At 35.8% G+C, this 21569-nt stretch carries 19 protein-coding genes; 7 read left to right on the top strand and 12 right to left on the bottom strand.

What is annotated here, in order from left to right; translation table 11 throughout:
- Positions 1-28: 28 nt before the first annotated feature.
- The 11 genes from PND65_RS01760 to PND65_RS01710 form a co-directional block, all read right to left on the bottom strand.
- Entirely contained in the window at positions 29-1699 is a 1671-nt protein-coding gene (locus tag PND65_RS01760; protein WP_087319702.1) for a formate--tetrahydrofolate ligase, read from the bottom strand.
- Between the two features lie 2 nt (positions 1700-1701).
- Complete coding sequence (gene purD / locus PND65_RS01755; RefSeq protein WP_271990393.1) at positions 1702-2937, bottom strand: phosphoribosylamine--glycine ligase; 1236 nt, start codon at positions 2935-2937, stop codon at positions 1702-1704.
- A 93-nt stretch (positions 2938-3030) separates the two neighbouring features.
- Positions 3031-4011, bottom strand: coding sequence for a tRNA dihydrouridine synthase DusB (gene dusB, locus PND65_RS01750; protein ID WP_015535129.1), 981 nt, complete (start codon positions 4009-4011; stop codon positions 3031-3033).
- Complete coding sequence (hslO, locus tag PND65_RS01745; protein ID WP_271990391.1) at positions 4004-4888, bottom strand: Hsp33 family molecular chaperone HslO; 885 nt, start codon at positions 4886-4888, stop codon at positions 4004-4006. The genes dusB and hslO overlap by 8 nt, the downstream gene beginning before the upstream one ends.
- A gap of 33 nt (positions 4889-4921) precedes the next feature.
- Entirely contained in the window at positions 4922-6889 is a 1968-nt protein-coding gene (gene ftsH, locus PND65_RS01740) for an ATP-dependent zinc metalloprotease FtsH (RefSeq protein WP_271990389.1), read from the bottom strand.
- Between the two features lie 11 nt (positions 6890-6900).
- Complete coding sequence (gene hpt / locus PND65_RS01735) at positions 6901-7443, bottom strand: hypoxanthine phosphoribosyltransferase (protein WP_015535126.1); 543 nt, start codon at positions 7441-7443, stop codon at positions 6901-6903.
- A 16-nt stretch (positions 7444-7459) separates the two neighbouring features.
- Positions 7460-8647, bottom strand: a complete 1188-nt coding sequence (gene tilS / locus PND65_RS01730) for a tRNA lysidine(34) synthetase TilS (protein WP_271990387.1) — start codon at positions 8645-8647, stop codon at positions 7460-7462.
- 68 nt (positions 8648-8715) lie between these two features.
- Positions 8716-9255 carry a rubrerythrin gene (rbr, locus tag PND65_RS01725; protein WP_015535124.1) on the bottom strand — a complete coding sequence of 180 codons (540 nt, stop codon included), beginning with the start codon at positions 9253-9255 and terminating at the stop codon, positions 8716-8718.
- 2 nt (positions 9256-9257) lie between these two features.
- Positions 9258-9653 (bottom strand): Fur family transcriptional regulator, encoded by a 396-nt coding sequence (locus tag PND65_RS01720; RefSeq protein WP_022356630.1) that lies wholly within the window; start codon positions 9651-9653, stop codon positions 9258-9260.
- 65 nt (positions 9654-9718) lie between these two features.
- The gene (locus PND65_RS01715) at positions 9719-10042 is read right to left on the bottom strand and encodes a cyclic-di-AMP receptor (RefSeq protein WP_015535122.1); all 324 of its coding nucleotides are present in this window, start codon (positions 10040-10042) and stop codon (positions 9719-9721) included.
- Positions 10043-10171: 129 nt separating this feature from the next.
- Positions 10172-12679, bottom strand: coding sequence for a translation factor GTPase family protein (locus PND65_RS01710; protein WP_271990385.1), 2508 nt, complete (start codon positions 12677-12679; stop codon positions 10172-10174).
- Between the two features lie 111 nt (positions 12680-12790).
- Between PND65_RS01710 and ispD the strand changes: the two genes are divergently transcribed.
- Genes ispD through PND65_RS01695 form a run of 3 tightly spaced genes read left to right on the top strand, consistent with a single transcriptional unit; the run spans position 12791 to position 16248 of the window.
- Complete coding sequence (ispD, locus tag PND65_RS01705) at positions 12791-13438, top strand: 2-C-methyl-D-erythritol 4-phosphate cytidylyltransferase (RefSeq protein WP_271990384.1); 648 nt, start codon at positions 12791-12793, stop codon at positions 13436-13438.
- Positions 13439-13452: 14 nt separating this feature from the next.
- Positions 13453-13926: a hypothetical protein gene (locus PND65_RS01700; RefSeq protein WP_022356627.1), complete on the top strand. Its 474-nt coding sequence runs from the start codon at positions 13453-13455 to the stop codon at positions 13924-13926.
- A gap of 6 nt (positions 13927-13932) precedes the next feature.
- Complete coding sequence (locus PND65_RS01695; RefSeq protein ID WP_271990381.1) at positions 13933-16248, top strand: HAD-IC family P-type ATPase; 2316 nt, start codon at positions 13933-13935, stop codon at positions 16246-16248.
- Positions 16249-16443: 195 nt separating this feature from the next.
- Here the strand turns inward: PND65_RS01695 and PND65_RS01690 are convergent, their stop codons facing one another.
- The gene (locus PND65_RS01690; RefSeq protein WP_022356625.1) at positions 16444-16926 is read right to left on the bottom strand and encodes a peptidylprolyl isomerase; all 483 of its coding nucleotides are present in this window, start codon (positions 16924-16926) and stop codon (positions 16444-16446) included.
- A gap of 77 nt (positions 16927-17003) precedes the next feature.
- Between PND65_RS01690 and PND65_RS01685 the strand changes: the two genes are divergently transcribed.
- From PND65_RS01685 to PND65_RS01670, 4 genes are read left to right on the top strand one after another with little or no spacing between them, the layout of a single operon-like run.
- Positions 17004-17771, top strand: a complete 768-nt coding sequence (locus PND65_RS01685) for an LD-carboxypeptidase (RefSeq protein WP_271990379.1) — start codon at positions 17004-17006, stop codon at positions 17769-17771.
- A 2-nt stretch (positions 17772-17773) separates the two neighbouring features.
- Positions 17774-19762 (top strand): ATP-dependent DNA helicase RecG, encoded by a 1989-nt coding sequence (gene recG / locus PND65_RS01680; protein ID WP_271990378.1) that lies wholly within the window; start codon positions 17774-17776, stop codon positions 19760-19762.
- 23 nt (positions 19763-19785) lie between these two features.
- The gene (locus tag PND65_RS01675) at positions 19786-20610 is read left to right on the top strand and encodes a hypothetical protein (protein ID WP_271990375.1); all 825 of its coding nucleotides are present in this window, start codon (positions 19786-19788) and stop codon (positions 20608-20610) included.
- Between the two features lie 23 nt (positions 20611-20633).
- Complete coding sequence (locus tag PND65_RS01670; RefSeq protein WP_271990373.1) at positions 20634-21557, top strand: calcium/sodium antiporter; 924 nt, start codon at positions 20634-20636, stop codon at positions 21555-21557.
- Positions 21558-21569: the final 12 nt, after the last annotated feature.

Here is a 21569-nt window from a genome sequence, read left to right as displayed (position 1 = left end):
AAGCCTTTTAATTATATCATTTTTGAGCTTAAAATAAACCTTTAATTTTACCGTCTTGGTCAATATCCATATCCAATGCAGACGGATGTTTTGGAAGACCAGGCATTGTTAATACCTTACCCGTTAAGGCAACGATAAATCCTGCTCCTAAGCTAGGGCGAAGTTCACGAACGGTAATTCTAAAACCTGTAGGTCTACCCATTAATTTTCCATCATCTGATAAAGACATCTGTGTCTTTGCCATACAGATAGGAAGTTTATCCCAACCTAACTCATTAAATTTCTTGATTTGTTCTTTTGCTTCATCTGTGAAATCTACACCATCTGCTCCATAAACTTTCTTGGCAATTGTTTCAATTTTTTCTTCAATAGAGTCTTCTAATGGATATAATGGCGCAAAATTATTCTCTTGATCACATAGTGAAACAACTTTCTGAGCTAAATCGATAGCTCCTTCACCACCTTTTGCCCATACTTGTGACAAAGACATTGGGTGTCCGTTTTCTTTACACCAATTTTCTAAAGCTTCAATTTCACTTGGTGTATCGGTTGCGAATTCATTGATCGCAACAATATAAGGAAGACCAAATTGTTTGATCGTATCAATATGTTTTGCCAAGTTTTCGCATCCTGCCAACATAGCTTCAACATTTTCTTCTTTTAGATTTTCAAGTTCAATTCCACCATGTTGCTTCAATGCACGAATTGTCGCAACGATTACAACAGCACTTGGATTCAATTTAGCTAAACGGCATTTGATATCAAGGAACTTTTCAGCACCAAGATCTGCACCAAATCCAGCTTCCGTTACTGTGTAATCAGCTAAACGTAGACAAGCCTTCGTTGCGATAACAGAGTTACATCCATGAGCAATATTCGCAAAAGGGCCGCCATGGATCAACACAGGATTATGCTCTAAGGTCTGCACAACATTTGGCAAAATAGCATCTTTCATGACCATTGCCAAAGCACCTTCAATACCTAGATCATGCACATATATAGGTTTATCATCATATGTATAAGCAACTAACATCTGACCAAAACGTTTTTTTAGATCCATTAGATCATCTGCCAAACACAAAGCTGCCATAATTTCACTTGCTACAGTAATGTTGAAACCATCGTTTCTTTCTACACCATTTGCCTTAGGACCCTGTCCAATATTGATGTTACGTAATGTACGATCATTCATATCCAAACAACGCTTGAAAGTAATTTTTTCCGGATCGATATTTAATTCATTTCCTTGATGTAAATGATTATCTAGAATTGCACTTACTAAATTGTTTGCGGTAGTAATCGCATGCATATCACCTGTAAAATGAAGGTTGATATCTTCCATTGGAACAACCTGTGCATAACCGCCGCCCGTAGCTCCACCTTTCAAACCAAAAACTGGACCTAGACTTGGTTCACGTAAGGCCATCATCGTTTTTTTGCCAAGGCGATTTAAGGCATCTCCTAATCCAACTGTTGTTGTACTCTTTCCTTCTCCGGCTTTTGTAGGATTGATTGCGGTTACCAGAATTAACTTACCTGGCTCATTGTTTTCAATCTGACGTAAGAAATCAAAAGATAATTTAGCTTTATACTTTCCGTAGTTTTCCAGCATATCTGGCTGGATCCCTACTTTTTTGGCAACCTCTTCAATAGGCTCCATCACACATTCTTGAGCGATTTCTAAATCTGTTTTAGCCATAATTAATCCATATCCTTTCTACCAATATCTGTTCTAAAGAATAATTTATCACAATGAATTTTCTTGATTTCGTTATATGTATGTTCAAATGCTTCTTCTAGAGTTGGTTCAAGTGTTACGACCATCAAAACACGGCCTCCAGCAGTTACCAAATTTCCGTCAACTTCCTTTGTTCCCATATGGTATACAAAACCATCCACATCATCTACTCCCTCAATAATAGCTCCTGATGTAGATCCTGCAGGATAGCCTTCACTTGCTAGAACAACACCATGACTTACTTTGTCGCTCCATTTTAATTTTACTGGTTTATTATCCATAACATCCAAAATAGCCTGTACAAAATCACTTTCAAGTCGTGGCAGGATAACTTCAGCTTCTGGATCACCAAAACGAGCATTGAATTCTATCGTTTTGATTCCATCCTTTGTCATCATCAAACCACCATACAAGAATCCTGTAAATGGAACATTTTCTTTGACCATAGCTTTAGCCATAGGACAAAGAATTGTATCTAAAGCTTCCTGAATGATTTCTGGAGTGATTTTTTTTACCGGGCTATAAGATCCCATACCACCTGTGTTTGGTCCTTTATCTCCATCAAAAACACATTTGTGATCTTGTGCCACTTCCAATGGAATTACCAACTCATTGTGCACAAGACAAATCAATGAGAACTCAAATCCTTCCAAATACTCTTCAATCACAACTTGATTGTTTTCAATATCAAAGGCAATCTTTAACGCTTCATTAGCCTGGTCAAGATCCATCGCAACAGTAACACCTTTACCAGCTTTTAAACCATCTTCTTTAATTACGATTGGAGCCCCCTTAGATTCAACATATTTCCAAGCTTCTTCATAATTATCAAAAGTTTGATATGCTGCTGTAGGAATATCGTATTTTGCCATGATCTGCTTCGCAAAATCTTTACTTGATTCCACTTGAGTTGCAGCTTTTGTAGGACCAAAAATCTTCAATCCTTCTTTTTCAAATGCATCAACAATTTCTAAAGAAAGCGTAGCTTCTGGACCAACGATCGTTAGATCAATTTCATTTTCTTTAGCCGCTTTGACCAAACCTTCAATATCTGAATCACTTACATTTAAACAAGTCGCGATCTTTGCCATCCCTGGATTACCAGGTGCACAATATAATTGATCACATAATTTAGATGCATGAGCTGCTTTAGCCAAAGCGTGCTCACGACCACCTTTACCAACTACAAGAATTTTCATTTGAATATCTCCTTTTTCTTATCAGAAATATTTTAACACATCTTTGATAATTAGATTTCCTTTAATTCATTAAAATATATAAAAAGGCAGATTTTACTCTGCCATTCGTTTCATATATTCTGTTTTATACTCGTTCAAAACATTTTTAAGATCATCTAATGTATTAATCTTAGAACATTCATTTTTAAAATAATGTGACCCCGGTAATCCTTTTAAATACCAGGAAGCCAATCCCCGCATTTCTTTGATGGCGATGACCTCACCTTTGTTTTTGATCAATCCATTGGCATGTTTCAAACATATTTCAATTCGATCATTAAAATCATATGTATGATGTTCATTATAAAGAGCATCTTTGCATTCCTGAATCAAAAAAGGATTTCCAATAATGCCTCTTCCAATCATTACTGCATCGCAGCCTGTTTCTTTCTGCATGCGAAAGAAATCATCTACACTACGCACATCACCATTCCCAATAACTGGAATAGAAACTGCTTCTTTGACTTGTTTGATATATGACCAATCCGCTTTGCCTTCGTACATCTGACTTCTTGTTCGTCCATGTACCGCAACCGCTTTAACGCCCACACCTTCCATGGCCTTAGCCATTTCAACACAGTTAATATGATCTTTATCAAACCCGATACGCATCTTTACAGTAACTGGCTTATTTACATTTTCTACGATATGACTTACCAGTTCTTTGGCATAATCTATATCTTTCATTAAATAACTTCCAGCTTTGGCTTTAATAACTTTATTGACTGGACAACCCATATTAAAATCAATAATATCGCAGTTTGTCTGGGTATCAAGATACTTTGCGGCATATACGACCGTATCTATATCATGCCCAAATAACTGAAAGCTTACAGGATGTTCATTGGGATCAACATCACACATTGAAAATGTCTTTTTTGAATCATAGTATAAAGCTTTGTCGCTTACCATTTCATTGCAGACAAGACCTGCTCCAAACTCTTTGGCAATTACGCGAAAGGCAATATTGCTGATACCAGCTAAAGGCGCTATTACGATGGGATTATCGATTGTCACATCGCCAATTTTAAACATTTCTTGACTCCAGTATTTTTCTTAGGTCCTCTTCGCTAAAATCATATCGCTCATTACAGAAATTACAAGTAACGTGACAACCATGATCCTTATCGATCATATCTTGAATTTCTTCATCCTTTAATGTAGAGATGGCATTGGCCATTCTTTCCTTAGAACATGGACATGAATAGCGCACATCACTTGTATCCAGGATCTTAGCATCTTCAAACATGTCATTCACAAGATCTTTCAATTCCATATCATCATAATCCAACATCAAAGTAGACATTGGTTTTAAACCTTGCAATAGATGTTCACAAATTAAGATATCTTCTTCGGTTGCATCTGGTAACATCTGTATGATCATGGCACCAGCACTTTGCACATTGCCATCTTTACCAATCAAAACACCAACACTAACAGCGGTTGGAATTTGTTCAGATAAAGTAAAATAATACGCAAAATCTTCTCCAATTTCTCCAGATACAAGTTCTACAGTTCCTGAAAAGTTTTCTTCCATGTTTAGATCTTTTGTCACGGTCAATGTACCATCTTTACCAACAACGGCACCCACATTTAATTTACCTTTATCTAAGAACACATCTTCTACATGCGGATTGGAACAAAAACCGCGAACCGTTCCATCATGATAAGCATCCACAATAATTGATCCAATAGGTCCATGCCCATTGATCGTAATACTCAACATTTCTTCATTTGATTTCAACATGCTTCCCATGATACTTCCTACAGACAGCGTTCTTCCTAAAGCAGCACAGGCACAAGGATGCAAATCAAAACGATTTCTTGCTTCCTGCACCATATCTGTCGTTCTAACAATATATAAACGGACTCTATCCTGGCAAACCAGGGCTCTACATAATTGATCTTTCATTTGTCTCCTCCAAAAGAAAAGACGCCTAGCGTCTTAATCTTTCTTTTTTGTTAATTCATTTAAAGCATCATCCAAATCTTGTTTTTCAACACCAACTGGAGGTTTAGGTGGAACTTCTGTTTCTACAGGTTCTTTCACTTCAACTTCTTTTGGCTCTTGAACTTCAACAGGTTCATTTGGATTTGTAATCTGACCATAGTTCATCAAATTTGTGATTTCTTCATTTGTTAAAGTTTCTCGTTCAACTAATGATTTTGCAATCAAATCCAATAAATCTCTGTTTTCTTCCAAGATCTTGCGGCAGTTTTCATGACATTCATCAATGATCTTACGAACTTCTTTATCGATTTCAGCTGCAACACCATTTGAATAATTACCACCTTGTGTATAATCACGTCCAAGGAATACATTTCCCTGAGGATCTGCATACTGAATTGGACCTAAACTTGACATACCATAAACACGAACCATGTTTTTAGCAATCTTTGTCAATTGTTCAATATCATTGACCGCACCGGCACTGATTTCTCCAAATACCAGTTCCTCAGAAGTACGTCCTCCCAATAAACCAGTGATTTTCGCAAGGAATTCACTCTTACGATGGAAGTATTTTTCTTCTCTAGGAGTCATCAAGTTATAACCACCAGCTTCTCCACGAGGAATGATCGTTACTTTCTGTACCATGTCTGCATCTTCCAGTTTTAAACCAATTACTGCATGACCAGCTTCATGATACGCAACCAGTAATTTATCTTTTTCTGTGTATTTCTTAGATTTTTTAGCTGGCCCCATCATAACTCTATCGATGGCCTCATCTAAGTCATTCATAGTAATCTGCGTTTCTTTATTACGAACTGCCAAAATAGCACCTTCGTTTAATACGTTTGCTAAATCAGCCCCTGAGAATCCAGGTGTACGTCTTGCCAGATTTTCTAAAGATACATCGCTTGCAAGCTTTTTGTTGCGTGCATGAACCTGAAGAATTTCTTCACGTCCCTTAATATCCGGTAAGTTAACCGTTACGCGACGATCAAAACGTCCACTACGCAATAATGCAGGGTCTAGAACATCTGGTCTATTAGTTGCGGCAATAATAACGATACCATTGTTATCCGTCATACCATCCATTTCAACCAGCAACTGGTTCAATGTCTGCTCACGTTCATCGTTTCCGCCACCCATTCCAGCTCCACGCTGTCTACCAACTGCATCAATTTCATCAATAAAAACAATACAAGGAGCGCTCTTTTGTGCGTTTTTGAACATATCACGAACTCGGCTGGCACCTGTTCCGACAAACATTTCTACGAAATCACTACCTGAAATTGAGAAGAATGGAACATTAGCTTCTCCGGCCACAGCTTTCGCCAACAATGTTTTACCTGTTCCTGGTGGGCCTACCATCAACACACCTTTAGGAATATGGGCACCCATATCCGTAAATTTCTTTGGTGAACGCAGATAGTCAATGATTTCTTTAACTTCTTCTTTTTCTTCTTCACAACCGGCAACATCTTTAAATCGAACTTTAACATTTGATTCAACACGTGCTTTTGATTTGGCAAACTCAAACGCTTTATTGCTGCCAGAACCACCCATCTTAGAGAACATCAGATAGAAGAATACGCCAATGATCAAGAATGGAATCAAATTCACAAGCAAATTGATCCATACACTATTTTGATTTGGATCGGCGATTGTTAAACGTCCGCCATCTTCTGTCAACGTTGTTTCTAACCACTCAAGGTTCGCCTCTGTATTTGGTACAATGACCCTAAATCCAGAAATAGCATCTTTGCCTTCTTTTTTATAACTTCCTTCGATCTGAATAATAGTGGTTGAGATCGTTAAGGTACTATCTTCAAATTCCGCATGTTCCGCTACGTCTTTGAATCTTGAATAGTTCATTTGTTCAGTTGTTCCTTGAGAACTATAGAAAATCAAAGACATCACAATTGTGATGATGAAGATGGTTGGTAAATAATTTAACCATTTCTTCATTAATATTCCTCCTACTCGTAGATTTCTGGTTTTAATATCCCAATAAAAGGTAAATTGCGATATTTCTGGTTATAATCCAAACCATAACCAACAACAAATTCATTTGGTACAGTATAACCAACATAATCGGCTTTAATATCAACAACTCTTCGCTCTGGTTTATCCAGCAAAGAAACGATTTTGACATCAGTTGCCCCTTTATTCATGAACATCTGTTTAACTTCACGTAAAGTACGTCCTGTATCCACGATATCCTCTACAACTAGAATATGTCTTCCTTTACAAGAAATATCCATATCTTTTTCAATACGAACATCTCCAATTGATTCCGTTCCATCATATGAACTAACAGACATAAAATCAATCTCACAATCAAATGTAAAACGTTTGATTAATTCAGCCATAAAAGGAACGCTTCCTTTTAACAATCCTACAACAATAGGAACTGCATGTAGTTTTTCATAATCCGATTCAATTTGTTCTGCTAATTCTACACATCTTTTTTCAATTTGTTCTTCATTCAATAATACTTTAAGTATATCGTCACTAATCATTTGATTTCTCCTTAAATCACGTCAAATATTGTACCATAAACAAATTAGGTTTGATACTAAAATGTTCGACATCACAACCAATCCCCGGCACAAATATCACTTTTTTTTCCGAATTTTCCATCACAAGCCATTCTTTACGATAAATTTTAGGAATCTTTCTATCAATTAGAAACCTTGAAACCTTTTTGGTTCCATATCTAAGTTTGATTTGATCTCCTGGTTTTACGCTTCGAATCACAAGAGGAAAGTCCTTTTCAGATACATAGATCGATTCAATCACTTTCCCTGTTTTTAATAGGCTAAAGCTATCATTTGTGATGTATTCAAGATAAGAAACAGTATAGCTCTTATTCTCTTTTATTTTTTTAAAATACAGCATTCCTTCATAAGATTCAAGATAATATCCATCGATTTCTAATAAGCAATTGGATTGAAGCTGTTCAATTAGAGATTTCATATGTTTTTTAGAATAATGATTCCCAATCTCTAAATGCAGATAATACTCTAATATAAACCAGGCATCTTCCTGTTTTAACAATGTATCTATCGAACGATTCCAGCCTTTTAAAAAGGAAGCAGCTTTTTCTCTTTTGTCTTTTAACTTAATATTTTCTTTTTGTATTTCTTCATTTAATCGCAATTTTTCCAATAAACTCATCTTTTCAATCTGAGAATGACGAATCTTGTTTCGCGTATAATCATTTCCTAAATTAGACTCATCAATTCCATATTCTATATTATTTTGATCACAATACTCTATTAACTGTGCTTTTGTTTCCTCCAGCAAAGGTCGTATGATCTTCATACCTTTCATGATATTTTCTGACTTGAGCCCATAATGGTCACAAAGCATATTTCTACTTTTTTGAAAAAGATACGTTTCTAAATGATCGTCGAGATGATGGGCAACATATATTTGATCTGTATCATTCTTTGTGGCAAGTTCAAAGAAAAAGTCGTAACGCACCTTTCTTGCCCAACTTTGAAAATTAGACTTGTTATCAAAAGTGGGTTCCTGTACTTCCACCTCAATTGATCTTTTTTGGCAATAATCCCTTACAATTTTTTCATCTCGATTTGCAGTATCTCGTTTATGATAATTGACATGGGCCACAATGATCGTATGCCCTTGTTTATATAATTTGTCTAGAAGCGCCATGCTGTCAGGACCGCCTGAACAAGCCACGATTATCTTTTTTTGCATATGTCTATTCTAACACAAGGTCAAAAAAAAAGACCATAATATGCACGATATCATGGTCAAAAAACATCTTAGTAGTTTTTAGCTTCTTTTCTGAATACAGCCTGAGGATATCCACAAACCGGGCAAGCTTTAGGAGCATTTACACCAGTGTATTTGAATCCACAGATTCCGCAGATCCAAGTATCTGATTCTTCACCAGAGAATACTTTTTCGTTTTCTACATTGCTCAAAAGTTTCAAATAACGTTCTTCATGTTCTTTTTCGATCTGAGCAACTTTTTCCATCTGGAATGCGATAGCTGTAAATCCTTCTTCACGAGCTACTTCTGCAAATTCTTTGTACATGCTGGTCCATTCATAGTTTTCACCTTCAGCAGCCGCTTTTAAGTTTTCAGCAGTTGTTCCAATTTTTCCACCATTTAAATGCTGGAACCATAAACGAGCATGTTCCTGTTCGTTACGAGCAGTTTCTTCAAAGATTTCTGCAATCTGGTTCATACCTTCCTGACGAGCTTTGTTAGCAAAGTAAGTGTACTTATTTCTTGCCTGACTTTCACCTGCAAAAGCTGTCTGCAAATTCTGTTCTGTTCTAGATCCTTTTAATTCCATTTTTATTTACCTCTTCTTTCTTGATGGCAATCATGACAAATACCGTATAAAGTCAACGCATGAGATTCAATTGAAATATCAAGCTGTTTGGCAAATTTAGCTTCGATAGAACGATCATAAGGCAAATCTATATCATACATTCTGTGACACTTAGTACAAACAAAATGATCATGAGGTTTACATGTTTTATCATAGACCTGCTTTTTTGAATCAGTCATGACAGAGGCAATTTTATATTCATCAACTAAGATCGATAAATTGCGATAAACTGTAGCTAATGAAATATTCTTTCCCTCTTTTAGAAGACCTTCATAGATCTCGTCGGCACTTAAATGCGCATCCTGGCGCTGAATGTAATCATAGATCCACTCTCGTTGCACTGAGTTTCTGGTACCCATCTAGCCACCTTCCTAACTAAGAACTATTATTAGTTTAATCCTATAAATAAAGTTTTTCAAGTATTTTACAACTTAACAAATTGTTCTACATTCAATACGAAAATAGTGGCTCCACCAACTTGAACTTCTACTGGGAAACTTGCATAACGACCAATATCATAGCTTGCGGTACTAGGAACGATTTCTGTACGTTTACTTGAATACTCACCTATGATGTTGATCGCATCCTGTACTTTTTCATCCTCACAACCGACAATCAAAGTAGTATTTCCTGCTCTTAAAAAACCACCTGTTGTCGCCAGTTTCGTGACCTGAAATCCATTCTTGTTTAATGCATTGCTAGCGGCTGGACTATCATCATTTGAAAGAATTGCCAATATGAGTTTCATGACATAAGCCCTCCTTATCTTTATTTGTATTATACCACTCAAGCCATGCTCTGGAAAAGTTAAGTTTCCTTAAAAGAGCTTTTTTGATTACTATACTGAAATCAACGAACAAATGCATTTCTTTGAGATTTATTTATCTAGATATTTTTCTTTCAGCACTTGCATCGCTTTTTTATTCACATTGTTTACCTGTAACTCCAATTCCCTGGAAGATATTCGTTTTGCGCCTTGAGCGAAGATAGCATTTTGAATCAAACCATCACTTGAAGCCACACTCAAAACATATTTTTCTCTTAAATCATGTACGGCTTTTTCAATATAAGCATCAGCTGTCTGCGATGTTTTTGTGTATACGATATCTACATTGGCTCTATGTTCTGTATGTGTTGCCTTGTCTTTGATCCTATAGGCATCAAAGACAAGGATCAAACGAATTCCACGATATCCCTGATAGTTAACTAAAAGATCAATAAGTCTTTCTCGAGCCATCCCGATATTCTCTTTGGCAAGTTGTTTTAATTCCTCCCAGGCAAAGATCATATTGTAACCATCTACGATCAAACAAGATTCTTTATTAGATTGAATCGTTGTTTTTTTCATATCCAGATCTTTCTTTGGCTTTCGCATTTGCTTCTTTTCTTTTTTATTTCTTCCTCCAGCTATCTCAAAGACTCTTTTGATTTCTTCTTCATTCACTTTATATCTCGTACTTTGATATGTTGAAAATCCGGATTCTTTTGGCTGAATATGCATCATTTCATCCGCTTCATCCCAAGGTACATAGTATCCTGCTCCATGTGCACAGAAAACCGAGCCACTAGGATTCGCTAGATCTTTTTGATCATCATAGCCAATTTTTGCCACGATAGTTTCTTGATCCTGACATGGATAATACCCGTCCAGTTCACAAGAAAATCTTCCCATGCCTTTTGTATAAGCTGCTACATCCAACTGATAGTTTCTTAAATTTACTACAGGCCCAATTCCTTTGATCGTCATCGTCTGATCAAGATTATCTTTGATTTCTACCTGAGCTTTTCTTGTTTCTAAATCATATAAAGCCCTTGATAACACTTCACCTAGCACGATCAGTTCAAAGCGATAATATGGCTCCAACAAAATATTTTCTGCTTTTTTTAATGCCTGCCTTACTGCTCTTTTAGAGGCTTGGTAAAAATCCTGTCCTTCTGTATGTTTTAAATGTCCTTTGCCTGCCGTTAATATGATTTTTACTCCCGTTAACATAGATCCAGTCAAGACGCCTTTATGATGAATCTTATGTAAAGAACTTAAGATTTGTTTTTGCCAGGCAGCACTTAATTCATCCTGTGAAACTTCACTTGCGATTTCGATGCGCTCTTTATCTTTAAGCGGTTCTAAGCGAACATGAACTTCTGCATAATGTCGTAGCGGTTCAAAATGTCCAGCACCATTGACCGATTCTTTGATCGTTTCTTTGTAGACAATACTTCCATTAGAAAATCCTACACTTACTCCTGTTCTATCTTTGATCAGTTTCTGTAAAACTTCAATTTGTACAGCGCCCATTACGCTCAAAGATATTTTCTTTCTATCCTCATCATAATAGATTTCAAGACTTGGATCCTGGCTGGAAAGTATATTTAAATAACGCATCATCTGTAATGCATCGACTCCCTCTGGAAGCAATAGTTCATAATTCATATATGCATTCAAAAGTGGTTTTGACATATCCTTTTCAAATCCCAGACCTTGACCCGCTTCAAATCCATTTAACCCTTTTAAAGCACAGACCATACCGGCTTCTGCCGTATCGACCATGGTAAATTGTCTACCACTGTATATACGTATTTGATCTATCTTTTCTTCTTCGCTTAATTTTTGTTTAGCGCTAAGCGTGCCTCCTGTGATTTTTACATGAACTAATCGATTATTTTTTTCATCACTGCTGATCTTAAAAATTCGTGCTCCAAATTCATCTGGATATACTTTAGGCAGACTTAATTCACAAAGCGCATCCATCAATTCAATGATTCCTTCATTCTTTAAAGCCGAGCCAAAAAAACAAGGAAAACACTCTCTTTTGTAAATAGATGACTGAATGGATTCTAGTGATATTCTTCCTTCTTCCAAGTATTCGTTCAACATATTTTCATTCACCAAAGCTAGTTTTTCATCTTTTTGTGAATCTAAATAATCAATACAGTTTGGATGAATCTTTGTTATCAAATCTTCCATAAGTTCTTCTCTAGTTTGATAACTAATATCCATTTTATTGATAAATATCAAAGTTGGAACTTTATAATGTTCTAAACACTTCCAAATTGTTTGTGTATGGCTTTGTACACCATCCTGTCCGTTGATCAATACAATTGCCAAATCCAGAACACTTAAAACTCGTTCCATTTCACTTGAAAAATCTACATGTCCCGGTGTATCCAAAATATATATTTCGCTATCATTCCATTTATAATTAGCCTCTTTGGAGTAAATCGTTATGCCTCGATCTCGTTCCTGTTGATCATAATCCAAGAACGTATCCTGATGATCGACCCTACCCATTTTTCTTATATTTCCTGCATTATATAACATGCTTTCGACACAGGTCGTCTTCCCTGCATCTACATGGGCTAATATACCAACACATATTCTCTTCATCGAAAGTCCCCTTTTTATTTCGAATATAGTATAACAGAAGTTGTTCCCTCATTCTAAAAAAGCTCAGTTGGTTGGTGCATGTATCATAAAATCTGTTATAATATATGCACTATGAATTACAGTGTTTGCATACTCGCCGCCGGTAAAGGCAGCCGAACTCAATTAGACTTTAATAAAGTTTTTTTTAAATTCAGTGATGGCACCAGTGTCTTAGATCGAAGCGTTAATTTATTTAACGAAGATCCAGACTGTAAAGAAATCATTCTTGTCGTGGCCAAACATGAACAAGAATATGTCGAAAAACTTTATCAAGATCTAGATAAAGTAAAGATCACGATAGGAGGAAAAACTCGTCAGGAAAGTGTTTCTCATGGGTTAAGATTGGTTTGCAACGAACATGTATTTATTCATGATGGTGCCAGACCCTATCTAAACATGGAAGAAGTCAACAAACTAAAACAAACACTTTCAGACTACGATGCCTGTTTATTAATGGTTCCAAGTGTAGATACTGTAAAAATTGTAGAAAATGGATTTGTCAAAGAAAGCCTGGATCGTTCTTTGTTATATAACGCCCAGACTCCACAGTGTTTTAAGACATCCTTGTTAAAAGAATGCCATCAAAAAGCTTTGGAGGATCAAAGAGAAGCCACTGATGATGCACAACTTGTCGAATGGTATTCAAACACTTTGATCAAAGTTGTTACAGGAAACGCATCTAATATCAAGATTACCAATCCTGGTGATTTACCGAAATAGAAAGAGGAATTTGTATGGAATACACAGCACTTATTTTTGATGACTGTCAAGATGAAACAGATTCATATGAGAATCTCGTTGATACGATCAACGTCTATAAAAACGATCCAATGTGCAAGCAAATCGTTGTCAGCTGTACAGCAGAATGGCTTTTAAGATTAGCTCATTCTCCAATTTCAAAAGTTCTTTTAGTACAGATGGCAAATACACCTTACGTTGCCTTATTAAATGGATTAAAAGCTGTATCTATGGAAAACGTCCTGGTTAATGGACTTTCTAATGTTCCAACAAATGAAGATATCCAAAAAATCTTGAGCAGTCTTTCTCAATACCCTGCAATCTATATGAACAAAGATTTACAGGCATTTGATACCCGCTTACTTATGTTTTCTTTACAGGTGGCTATCGAACAAAATCTTGCGATCGACACATATGCACAAGCTGTAGAAGCTTTAGGAGAGACGCCCCTGCAACACATTAAAGGATGATGTCTAATGAAAGTGGAAGTTAAAAGCTATACAGATAAAGAAACAGGTCTAACTTCTAATCAAGCTTTATCTCATAAAAAGAACACCTTGGAAGCTTCTGTTTCCAAAACATATACAAAAATATTAAAAGAGCATGTTTTTACCTTTTTCAATATGATCAATGTCGTTTTAGCTGTCTTAGTCATCTTTACGGGTTCCTATCGAAACATGCTTTTTATGCTTGTCGTTATCTTCAACATGATCATTGGTTTGATCCAGGAAATTCGTTCAAAGCGTAAATTAGATAAGCTCGCCTTGGTTCACCAACAAAAAATACATGTTCTAAGAGATGGACACATATCTCGTATTTCTATTGATCAAATTGTTGAAGACGATATCTTGATCATCAAATCTGGTGACCAGGTTCCCTGCGATGGCGTATTGAGAGAAGGCAGCATTGAATGCGATGAATCTATGCTAACAGGAGAGAGCGATGCTATTGAAAAATTTGAAAATGACAGCATTTTCTCTGGAAGTATCATTGTATCTGGACAAGCTAAGATGCAAGTTGTTACAGTTGGAGAAGATACATATGCTCATTCTATATTAAAACATGCCAAACGTGAAAAACGCTATCCAAGCCAGTTACGTGACAGTATTCAATCGATCATTCGTTTCAGCACAATCGTTTTGCTCCCTGCAGGAGTGTTGCTGTTTTTAAAACAATTCTTATCAGATCCTACTGATTTAAACGACGCCATTCTTTCAACAGTCGCTGCTGTTGTTGGTATGATTCCAGAAGGCCTTGTGCTTTTAACTAGTATTGCTTTAAGTGTCGGGGTTATGAAGCTGACACAAAAAAACGTTCTTGTCCAAGAACTATACTGCATTGAAACACTTGCCAGAGTAGATACATTGTGTCTGGATAAAACAGGTACGATTACACAAGGAGAAATGAAAGTAATTCATATTGACACAGATCATGATTTATTTATGATCAAGCAAACTCTTGCCAATATGTTTTCTTCTTTACAAGATGATAATACAACAGCTAAAGCTATACGTGAGTATGTATCAAACATTGAGCCAACTCAGATAACAAAAGATATAATTCCTTTTTCGAGCTCAAGAAAAGCATGTGGAGCGGTTTTTCAAGATGCAAAATATATTCTGGGGGCCTATTCATTTATCATTCAAAAACAAGATCCTGAAATTATAAAAAAACTAAATGAATATGGAAATAAAGGGTATCGAACTTTGATCCTGGCACGTTCAAACTCAAAAGATCATCAACTATACGGTGACTTTGAAATTCTTGCCTTTATTTTAATTCAAGATGCTTTAAGAAAGGATGCATCTACGATTCTTTCCTACTTTAAAAAACAAAACGTCGATTTAAAGATTATTTCCGGCGATGATGAAAAAACTGTATCTGCTTTGGCAAAAGAAGCAGGAGTAACTGGAAAATCAATTGATATGACAGGCATTCAAGATGTACGACAAGTAATCGAAGATCATGCCATTTTTGGAAGAGTTACGCCTGAACAGAAAAAAGAAATGATCATTGCCTTAAAAGAAAAAGGTCACACAGTTGCTATGACCGGAGATGGCGTCAATGATGTCATGGCATTAAAAGAAGCGGATTGCTCAATTGCTATGGGCTCTGGCAGTGAAGCAGCCAAGAAAATCGCATCTATGGTTTTATTAAATGATCAATTTAAGTCACTTCCTTCCATATTACATGAAGGACGATGCATCATAAACAACATCCAAAGAACTGCCTCACTGTTTTTAGTTAAAACATTATTTTCTTTTGGTTTAAGCTTATTAACACTAGTATGGCTTACCGAATACCCTTTCCAGCCAATTCAATTAACACTTATTTCAACACTGGCAACAGGATTACCTAGCTTTATTTTAACATTAGAACCAAACGCCACAAGAGTAGAAGGAAATTTTCTTGTCAATGTCTTCTCACGTGCTTTACCCGGAGCTATTTGTGTTGTCGTATCCGTTATCTTAGCTTCTATATTAACACCAGTTTTAAGTACCAACAGCGAACAGTTCTCAACCATTTGTACTTTAATTGCCGGTTTTAATGCCTTATGTGTTCTTACTGGAGCATGTATCCCATTTACCCGTTTAAGACATCTTCTTGTTATTTGTATGATTGCATTCTTTGCGATATCCATCATATTCTTCCATAATTTCTTTTATATCGTTCCTTTGAATATTACACAAATTATCTTTGTATTGATTGTTTGTGTGATGATTCCATTTATACAAAGATTCTTAAATCTTTGGTTTAAAAAACAACTTCGACTTCATTACAAAAAGGGCTAACAGCCCTTTTTCCTCTTTTAACACGGAGTTTCCTTTGTTTGTTTCAATAATTGCTTTTTCACATTTTTAAAACCTAAGATCGTTTCATTTGTATATCCTGCTAATTATCTATCACACCTCAGATAGGAAAAAGGACAAAAAAACAGTAGAAAATGCTAAATTTCTACTGTTTTTTAATATTTAAGAAAATAATGATCAAATTCGGCGAATCGTTTTGATTCTTTGATCCTTTAATGGCTTATCCTGCCAATTCGTTTTTACAGATGCAATCTTATCTACAGCTTCCATACCTTCAACTACTTTTCCAAAAGCTGCGTATTGTCCATCTAGATGAGGAGCATCTTGATGCATGATAAAGAACTGTGAACTCGCTGAATTAGGCATATTTGTTCTAGCCATAGATAAAACACCACGAGTATGTGCTAAATCATTTTGGAATCCATTAGCTCTGAATTCTCCAACGATCGTATCTTTACTGCCACCCATACCGGTTCCAGTTGGATCACCACCTTGAATCATGAATCCTTTGATAACGCGGTGAAAGATTAATCCATCATAAAATTTTTCATCCACTAATTTCAAAAAGTTTTCTACTGTTTTAGGTGCTGCTTCAGGATATAGCTCTGCCTTGATTTCATCACCGTTTTCCATTGTAATCAAAATTAATTCTGTTTTCATAATAATCCTTTCCATTTACTCATAGATAATACAACAAACAAGCCATTTTCATCAAGATATTGTATAATACTGTTATTATGAAAAGAATAGGCCTGATTGGTTTATCTGATCCAGTGGATAAATCAAAAGTAAACGAAATAATTACAAGACTCGAAAAAAGTGGATATCAGATTATTGTAGCTGACAGTTTGTTTAAATCTGCTTCAGCAAAGGAAAAAGCAGATGATTTTAACATGTTCTGTAAATTAGATCTTGAAGGAATTTTTGATCTTTCCGGAGGTGATCTGGCAAACACATGTATTCCTTTCATCGATTTTAAAGCTTATCAAAATGGTTCTGCCTGCTTTTATGGTTATAGCGACCTTAGTGTTGTATTAAATGCACTCTATTCAAAAACAAAAAAGAAAACTTGTCTTTTTCAACTTCGAAACAACCTTAATATTGAAGATACACAAAACGCTTTTAAATTCACATGGCTTAAAAAGAAAAATATGAAGGGTATCGTAATCGGAGGAAATATTCGTTGTTTTTTAAAGCTGGCAGGCACTCCTTATTTTCCTGAAACAGAGGATAAGATCTTATTTTTAGAAAGCCATTCAGGAAACATCAACAAAATCATAACTTATTTAACACAATTAGAAATGATGGGTGTATTCAATAAAATAAACGGCCTGATCTTAGGACAGTTTACAGAATTAGATAAAACACGCACAGATCATCTATTAGAATCTTATGTTTCAAAATATCCAATTGGAATCATACGTACGCATGAAGTTGGCCATTCTTTAAATTCTAAAGCTGTATGGATTGGAAAAGAATACAGTTTTAAATCAAAAGGAGCGTAAACATGGATCTAAAATTATTGAAATTAACACCTAGAAGAAAACAGCTTTTAGAAAAAATGTCTATTTTTTCTGTTGAAGACCTTTTGAAGACATACCCAATGCGATATGAAACCATTGAAACCATCCCCTATAAAGATTGGCAGCCATCTATGCATGTTTGTTTTGAAGGTTTGATTTCTTCTGTTTGCCGCGTTATTCGACTTCAAAAAAATCGTTCAATGACCAAGTTTTCTGTCATTTCATGGGATGAAGAATTAGAAATAACGATTTTTAATCGTCCGTGGACAAATCAATTTACATTTGGCAAAAAAATATCCCTTTTTGGCGTTTATCAGGGAAATAATAAAGTTGTTGTCAGCACATATAATTTCAAACCTTTAAAAGAACAAATTGGACTTAAGCCAGTATATTCTTTGATTGAAGGTCTCAAACAAAACGATATGATTACTATGGTTTCCAATGCGTTAGAATTTGTAGATCAAATGGAATCGCTCGTTCCATTAAGACTTCAAGAAAAATATCGTCTTTTAAATTACCCTCAGGCGCTTCGCTGGATCCATCAGCCAAAAACACAAAACGAACTGAATCAAGCGGTTAGAACTTTAAAATATCAGGAATTTTTATGTTTTCAATGCGTTATGCAAGCCTCGCAGGCAAACACAAAAGAACATGTTCATAAACAAGAAAAGGTATTTGATGGCAACATGATTCAAACATGGGTCCAACAATTCCCATATACTCTTACTTCAGATCAACAGACCAGCATCGAAGCTGTCTTAAATGATATGAAATCCAGTAAAATCATGTTTCGCCTTGTACAAGGCGATGTTGGATGTGGAAAAACCATTGTAGCCATGACAGCTATATATGCCTGTTATTTAAGCAATCATCAGGCAGCTTTTCTTGTACCTACAGAAATTTTAGCTCGTCAGCATTATGAAAACATGCAAAAACTCGGTCTTGAAACATGTCTATATGTATCCAGCCTTCCCACAAAAGAAAAACAACAAATCTTAACGGATCTTAGCAATGGAAAAATCAAGATCGTAGTGGGCACCCATGCCTTGTTCCAGGAACAAGTTGAGTTTAAAGATCTGGGTCTTGTCGTGACAGATGAACAACAACGTTTCGGCGTCAAACAAAGGCGTTCATTACTAGAAAAAGGGAAAAGTGTTGATTTTTTAATGATGTCAGCCACCCCAATTCCTAGAACATATGCCCATTTCATTTATGGTGATCTTGATATCAGCAATATTCACACTATGCCTGCAGGACGCAAGCCTGTCATCACAAAATACATCCCTTCCAAAAGCATGGCAAGCATTTTAAAAGATATCCTGGATGGTATTCAAATTGAAAAAAGACAATGTTATGTTGTGTGTCCTTCCATTGAAGACAATGAAGATACGAATCTGCGCAGTGTTACTTCCATCTATCAAGGTATGAAAAGCACCTTAAAAAACAGTGTGGCCATATCTTTGTTGCATGGAAAAATGAGTTCGGAAGAAAAAGAAGAAATCATGAATGATTTTGCCAACCATAAAATAGATATTCTTGTCAGTACGACTGTCATTGAAGTTGGTATTGATGTCAAGAACGCAACATTGATGGTAATTTATGATGCCCATCGTTTCGGTTTGAGTACGCTGCATCAATTAAGAGGGCGTGTAGCACGTGGTAAAAAGCAGGGATATTGTTATCTTTTAAGCAACACCAAAGACCCTAATGCAATACAAAGATTAAAAAAGATGGAAGAACTCAGCGATGGATTTCAAGTCTCTGAGTATGACTTTCATATGCGCGGTCCTGGAGATATGCTAGGAGTTCGACAAAGCGGTTTGCCTGGCTTTGTCTTTGGTGATCTTCAAAAAGATAAGGCGATGATGGAAGCCTGCATCAAAGATGCCAAAGAAATCTTAAACCGTAATGATGACAAGCCACTTCTAGAATTTGTAGATAAGGCGCTGGAAAACGCACAATATTTTGATTAGAATGATTATAGGTGATCATTGACATGAATTCAGAAAAAACAAAGAACAAACTAATATATTTTTTAGCCCTTGGCTCAATGTGTCTAGCTTTGGTACTTATTATGTATAACTTCTTTTATAAAACTGTAGAAGTGGATGTCATGAAAAATATCGAACTTGTTTATACAGGTGAAAATGGAAGTGCCAGTGTAACTGTTGAAAACAATACTGAAGATCTTAATCAAAGGATCCAGGAGTTTATGGAAACCGTGGAATATGAAGTGAGTCCAAATTCCAACTTATCAAACGGAGATACGATTCACGTCATTGCGACATATGATGATGAACTTTCCATGACTTATCATTATCAACCAATCAATACGGAAAAAGAATTTATCGTACAAGGATTAAATAACCGTTTTGAATCAAAAGATGATATTCCAGAAAACTATTTAAATGAAATCTTAACTGAATCAGAAAACTACATAACAGAACACGCTGATGAGATTTTTCATCTAGATCCTGAAACTACTTCTCAAGAGGATGTCAGTCTAAACAATATAAGCCAATTATATTGTGCATTTTTAAAATCTACTCAAACCAGTGATCGAATCATATCCGTATATCAGTTAGATTACGCTAGCAAAGAACAAGCAGTAACTATTTATTATCTGGTCTGTGTTCCAAACATTAATGATGGAAATCGGGTCATCCGTCAAGATATATATGGAGAGACCGCTTATTTATCGAGCGAAGAACTTCAAAACCTAAATATCGAATCTTATATCCATAGAGTTTTTGGCACACAGTATTCAATTGAAAAAATTGAAACTTCTACCAATCAAGATCAAAATACTGAAAAACAATAGTGCATAAGAAAGGATTTATCAGTATGGATTTATTAATTGCGATTATTTTTATCATTGTTGGATTTCTCTTTCTGGTCAAAGGTGCAGATTGTTTTGTAGAAAATGCATCTTCCATTGCCGGGAAAATAGGAGTATCCAGTCTGATCATTGGTCTCACGATCGTAGCATTTGGTACTTCTATGCCTGAATTAGCCGTTAGTGTGACAGCTGCTTTGGAAAATGCCAATGAAATTGCGGTTGGAAATGTTGTTGGATCCAACATCTTTAATCTTTTAGTCGTTGCCGGATTAAGCGCCTGCATTTATCCATTACTTGTAAACAAAACAATCATGAAGCGTGACTGGCCTTTATCAGTTGTGGCGGCAGTTCTGCTCACATTTATGTTGATTGATCGAAACATTTCTCGTTTTGAAGGGATGATTTTATTGATTTGTTTTGGAATCATGTTATATGTTCAAATTAAACAAACCGCCAAATCAGAAGAAAATCAAAAACGAATTGATACCCCTTACTCAAAACTCATCATTTTTTTGATCATTGGCATTGCAGGTATTGTAATCGGAGGTCAATTAGTTGTCGATGGAGCTACAAGCCTTGCTCGAATCATCGGTTTAAGTGAAACTTTAATTGGATTAACGATCGTAGCAATCGGCACTTCATTACCTGAGTTTGTCACTTCTTTGGTTGCAGCTAGAAAGAACGAGAATGAAATTGCCATGGGAAATGTCATTGGTTCAAACTTATTCAATATTTTCTGTATTCTAGGAATTTCTTCTGTGTTAAACCCAATTACTGTTGAACCAACTGCATTTGTTGATTCTTTGATTTTAGTCGTTGTTTCGATTGTATTCTTAGTAATTTGTAAATTTAGACCTTTGGATAAAAAAACAGGATTGATCATGGTATTGACTTATATCGTCTATACAGTTTATATCATCCTTCGTTAAAGAGGTGTGCCT

This window comes from Faecalitalea cylindroides, assembly GCF_028321995.1.
Taxonomy (GTDB): domain Bacteria; phylum Bacillota_I; class Bacilli_A; order Erysipelotrichales; family Erysipelotrichaceae; genus Faecalitalea; species Faecalitalea cylindroides.
This window is presented reverse-complemented; position numbering and strand designations above follow the sequence as displayed.

Bases quoted from the DNA above. Each gene is read 5' to 3' on its own strand.
- PND65_RS01760 (WP_087319702.1), bottom strand. From the start codon at position 1,699: ATGGCTAAAACAGATTTAGAAATCGCTCAAGAATGTGTGATGGAGCCT.
- purD (WP_271990393.1), bottom strand. From the start codon at position 2,937: ATGAAAATTCTTGTAGTTGGTAAAGGTGGTCGTGAGCACGCTTTGGCT.
- dusB (WP_015535129.1), bottom strand. From the start codon at position 4,011: ATGTTTAAAATTGGCGATGTGACAATCGATAATCCCATCGTAATAGCG.
- hslO (WP_271990391.1), bottom strand. From the start codon at position 4,888: ATGAAAGATCAATTATGTAGAGCCCTGGTTTGCCAGGATAGAGTCCGT.
- ftsH (WP_271990389.1), bottom strand. From the start codon at position 6,889: ATGAAGAAATGGTTAAATTATTTACCAACCATCTTCATCATCACAATT.
- hpt (WP_015535126.1), bottom strand. From the start codon at position 7,443: ATGATTAGTGACGATATACTTAAAGTATTATTGAATGAAGAACAAATT.
- tilS (WP_271990387.1), bottom strand. From the start codon at position 8,647: ATGCAAAAAAAGATAATCGTGGCTTGTTCAGGCGGTCCTGACAGCATG.
- rbr (WP_015535124.1), bottom strand. From the start codon at position 9,255: ATGGAATTAAAAGGATCTAGAACAGAACAGAATTTGCAGACAGCTTTT.
- PND65_RS01720 (WP_022356630.1), bottom strand. From the start codon at position 9,653: ATGGGTACCAGAAACTCAGTGCAACGAGAGTGGATCTATGATTACATT.
- PND65_RS01715 (WP_015535122.1), bottom strand. From the start codon at position 10,042: ATGAAACTCATATTGGCAATTCTTTCAAATGATGATAGTCCAGCCGCT.
- PND65_RS01710 (WP_271990385.1), bottom strand. From the start codon at position 12,679: ATGAAGAGAATATGTGTTGGTATATTAGCCCATGTAGATGCAGGGAAG.
- ispD (WP_271990384.1), top strand. From the start codon at position 12,791: ATGAATTACAGTGTTTGCATACTCGCCGCCGGTAAAGGCAGCCGAACT.
- PND65_RS01700 (WP_022356627.1), top strand. From the start codon at position 13,453: ATGGAATACACAGCACTTATTTTTGATGACTGTCAAGATGAAACAGAT.
- PND65_RS01695 (WP_271990381.1), top strand. From the start codon at position 13,933: ATGAAAGTGGAAGTTAAAAGCTATACAGATAAAGAAACAGGTCTAACT.
- PND65_RS01690 (WP_022356625.1), bottom strand. From the start codon at position 16,926: ATGAAAACAGAATTAATTTTGATTACAATGGAAAACGGTGATGAAATC.
- PND65_RS01685 (WP_271990379.1), top strand. From the start codon at position 17,004: ATGAAAAGAATAGGCCTGATTGGTTTATCTGATCCAGTGGATAAATCA.
- recG (WP_271990378.1), top strand. From the start codon at position 17,774: ATGGATCTAAAATTATTGAAATTAACACCTAGAAGAAAACAGCTTTTA.
- PND65_RS01675 (WP_271990375.1), top strand. From the start codon at position 19,786: ATGAATTCAGAAAAAACAAAGAACAAACTAATATATTTTTTAGCCCTT.
- PND65_RS01670 (WP_271990373.1), top strand. From the start codon at position 20,634: ATGGATTTATTAATTGCGATTATTTTTATCATTGTTGGATTTCTCTTT.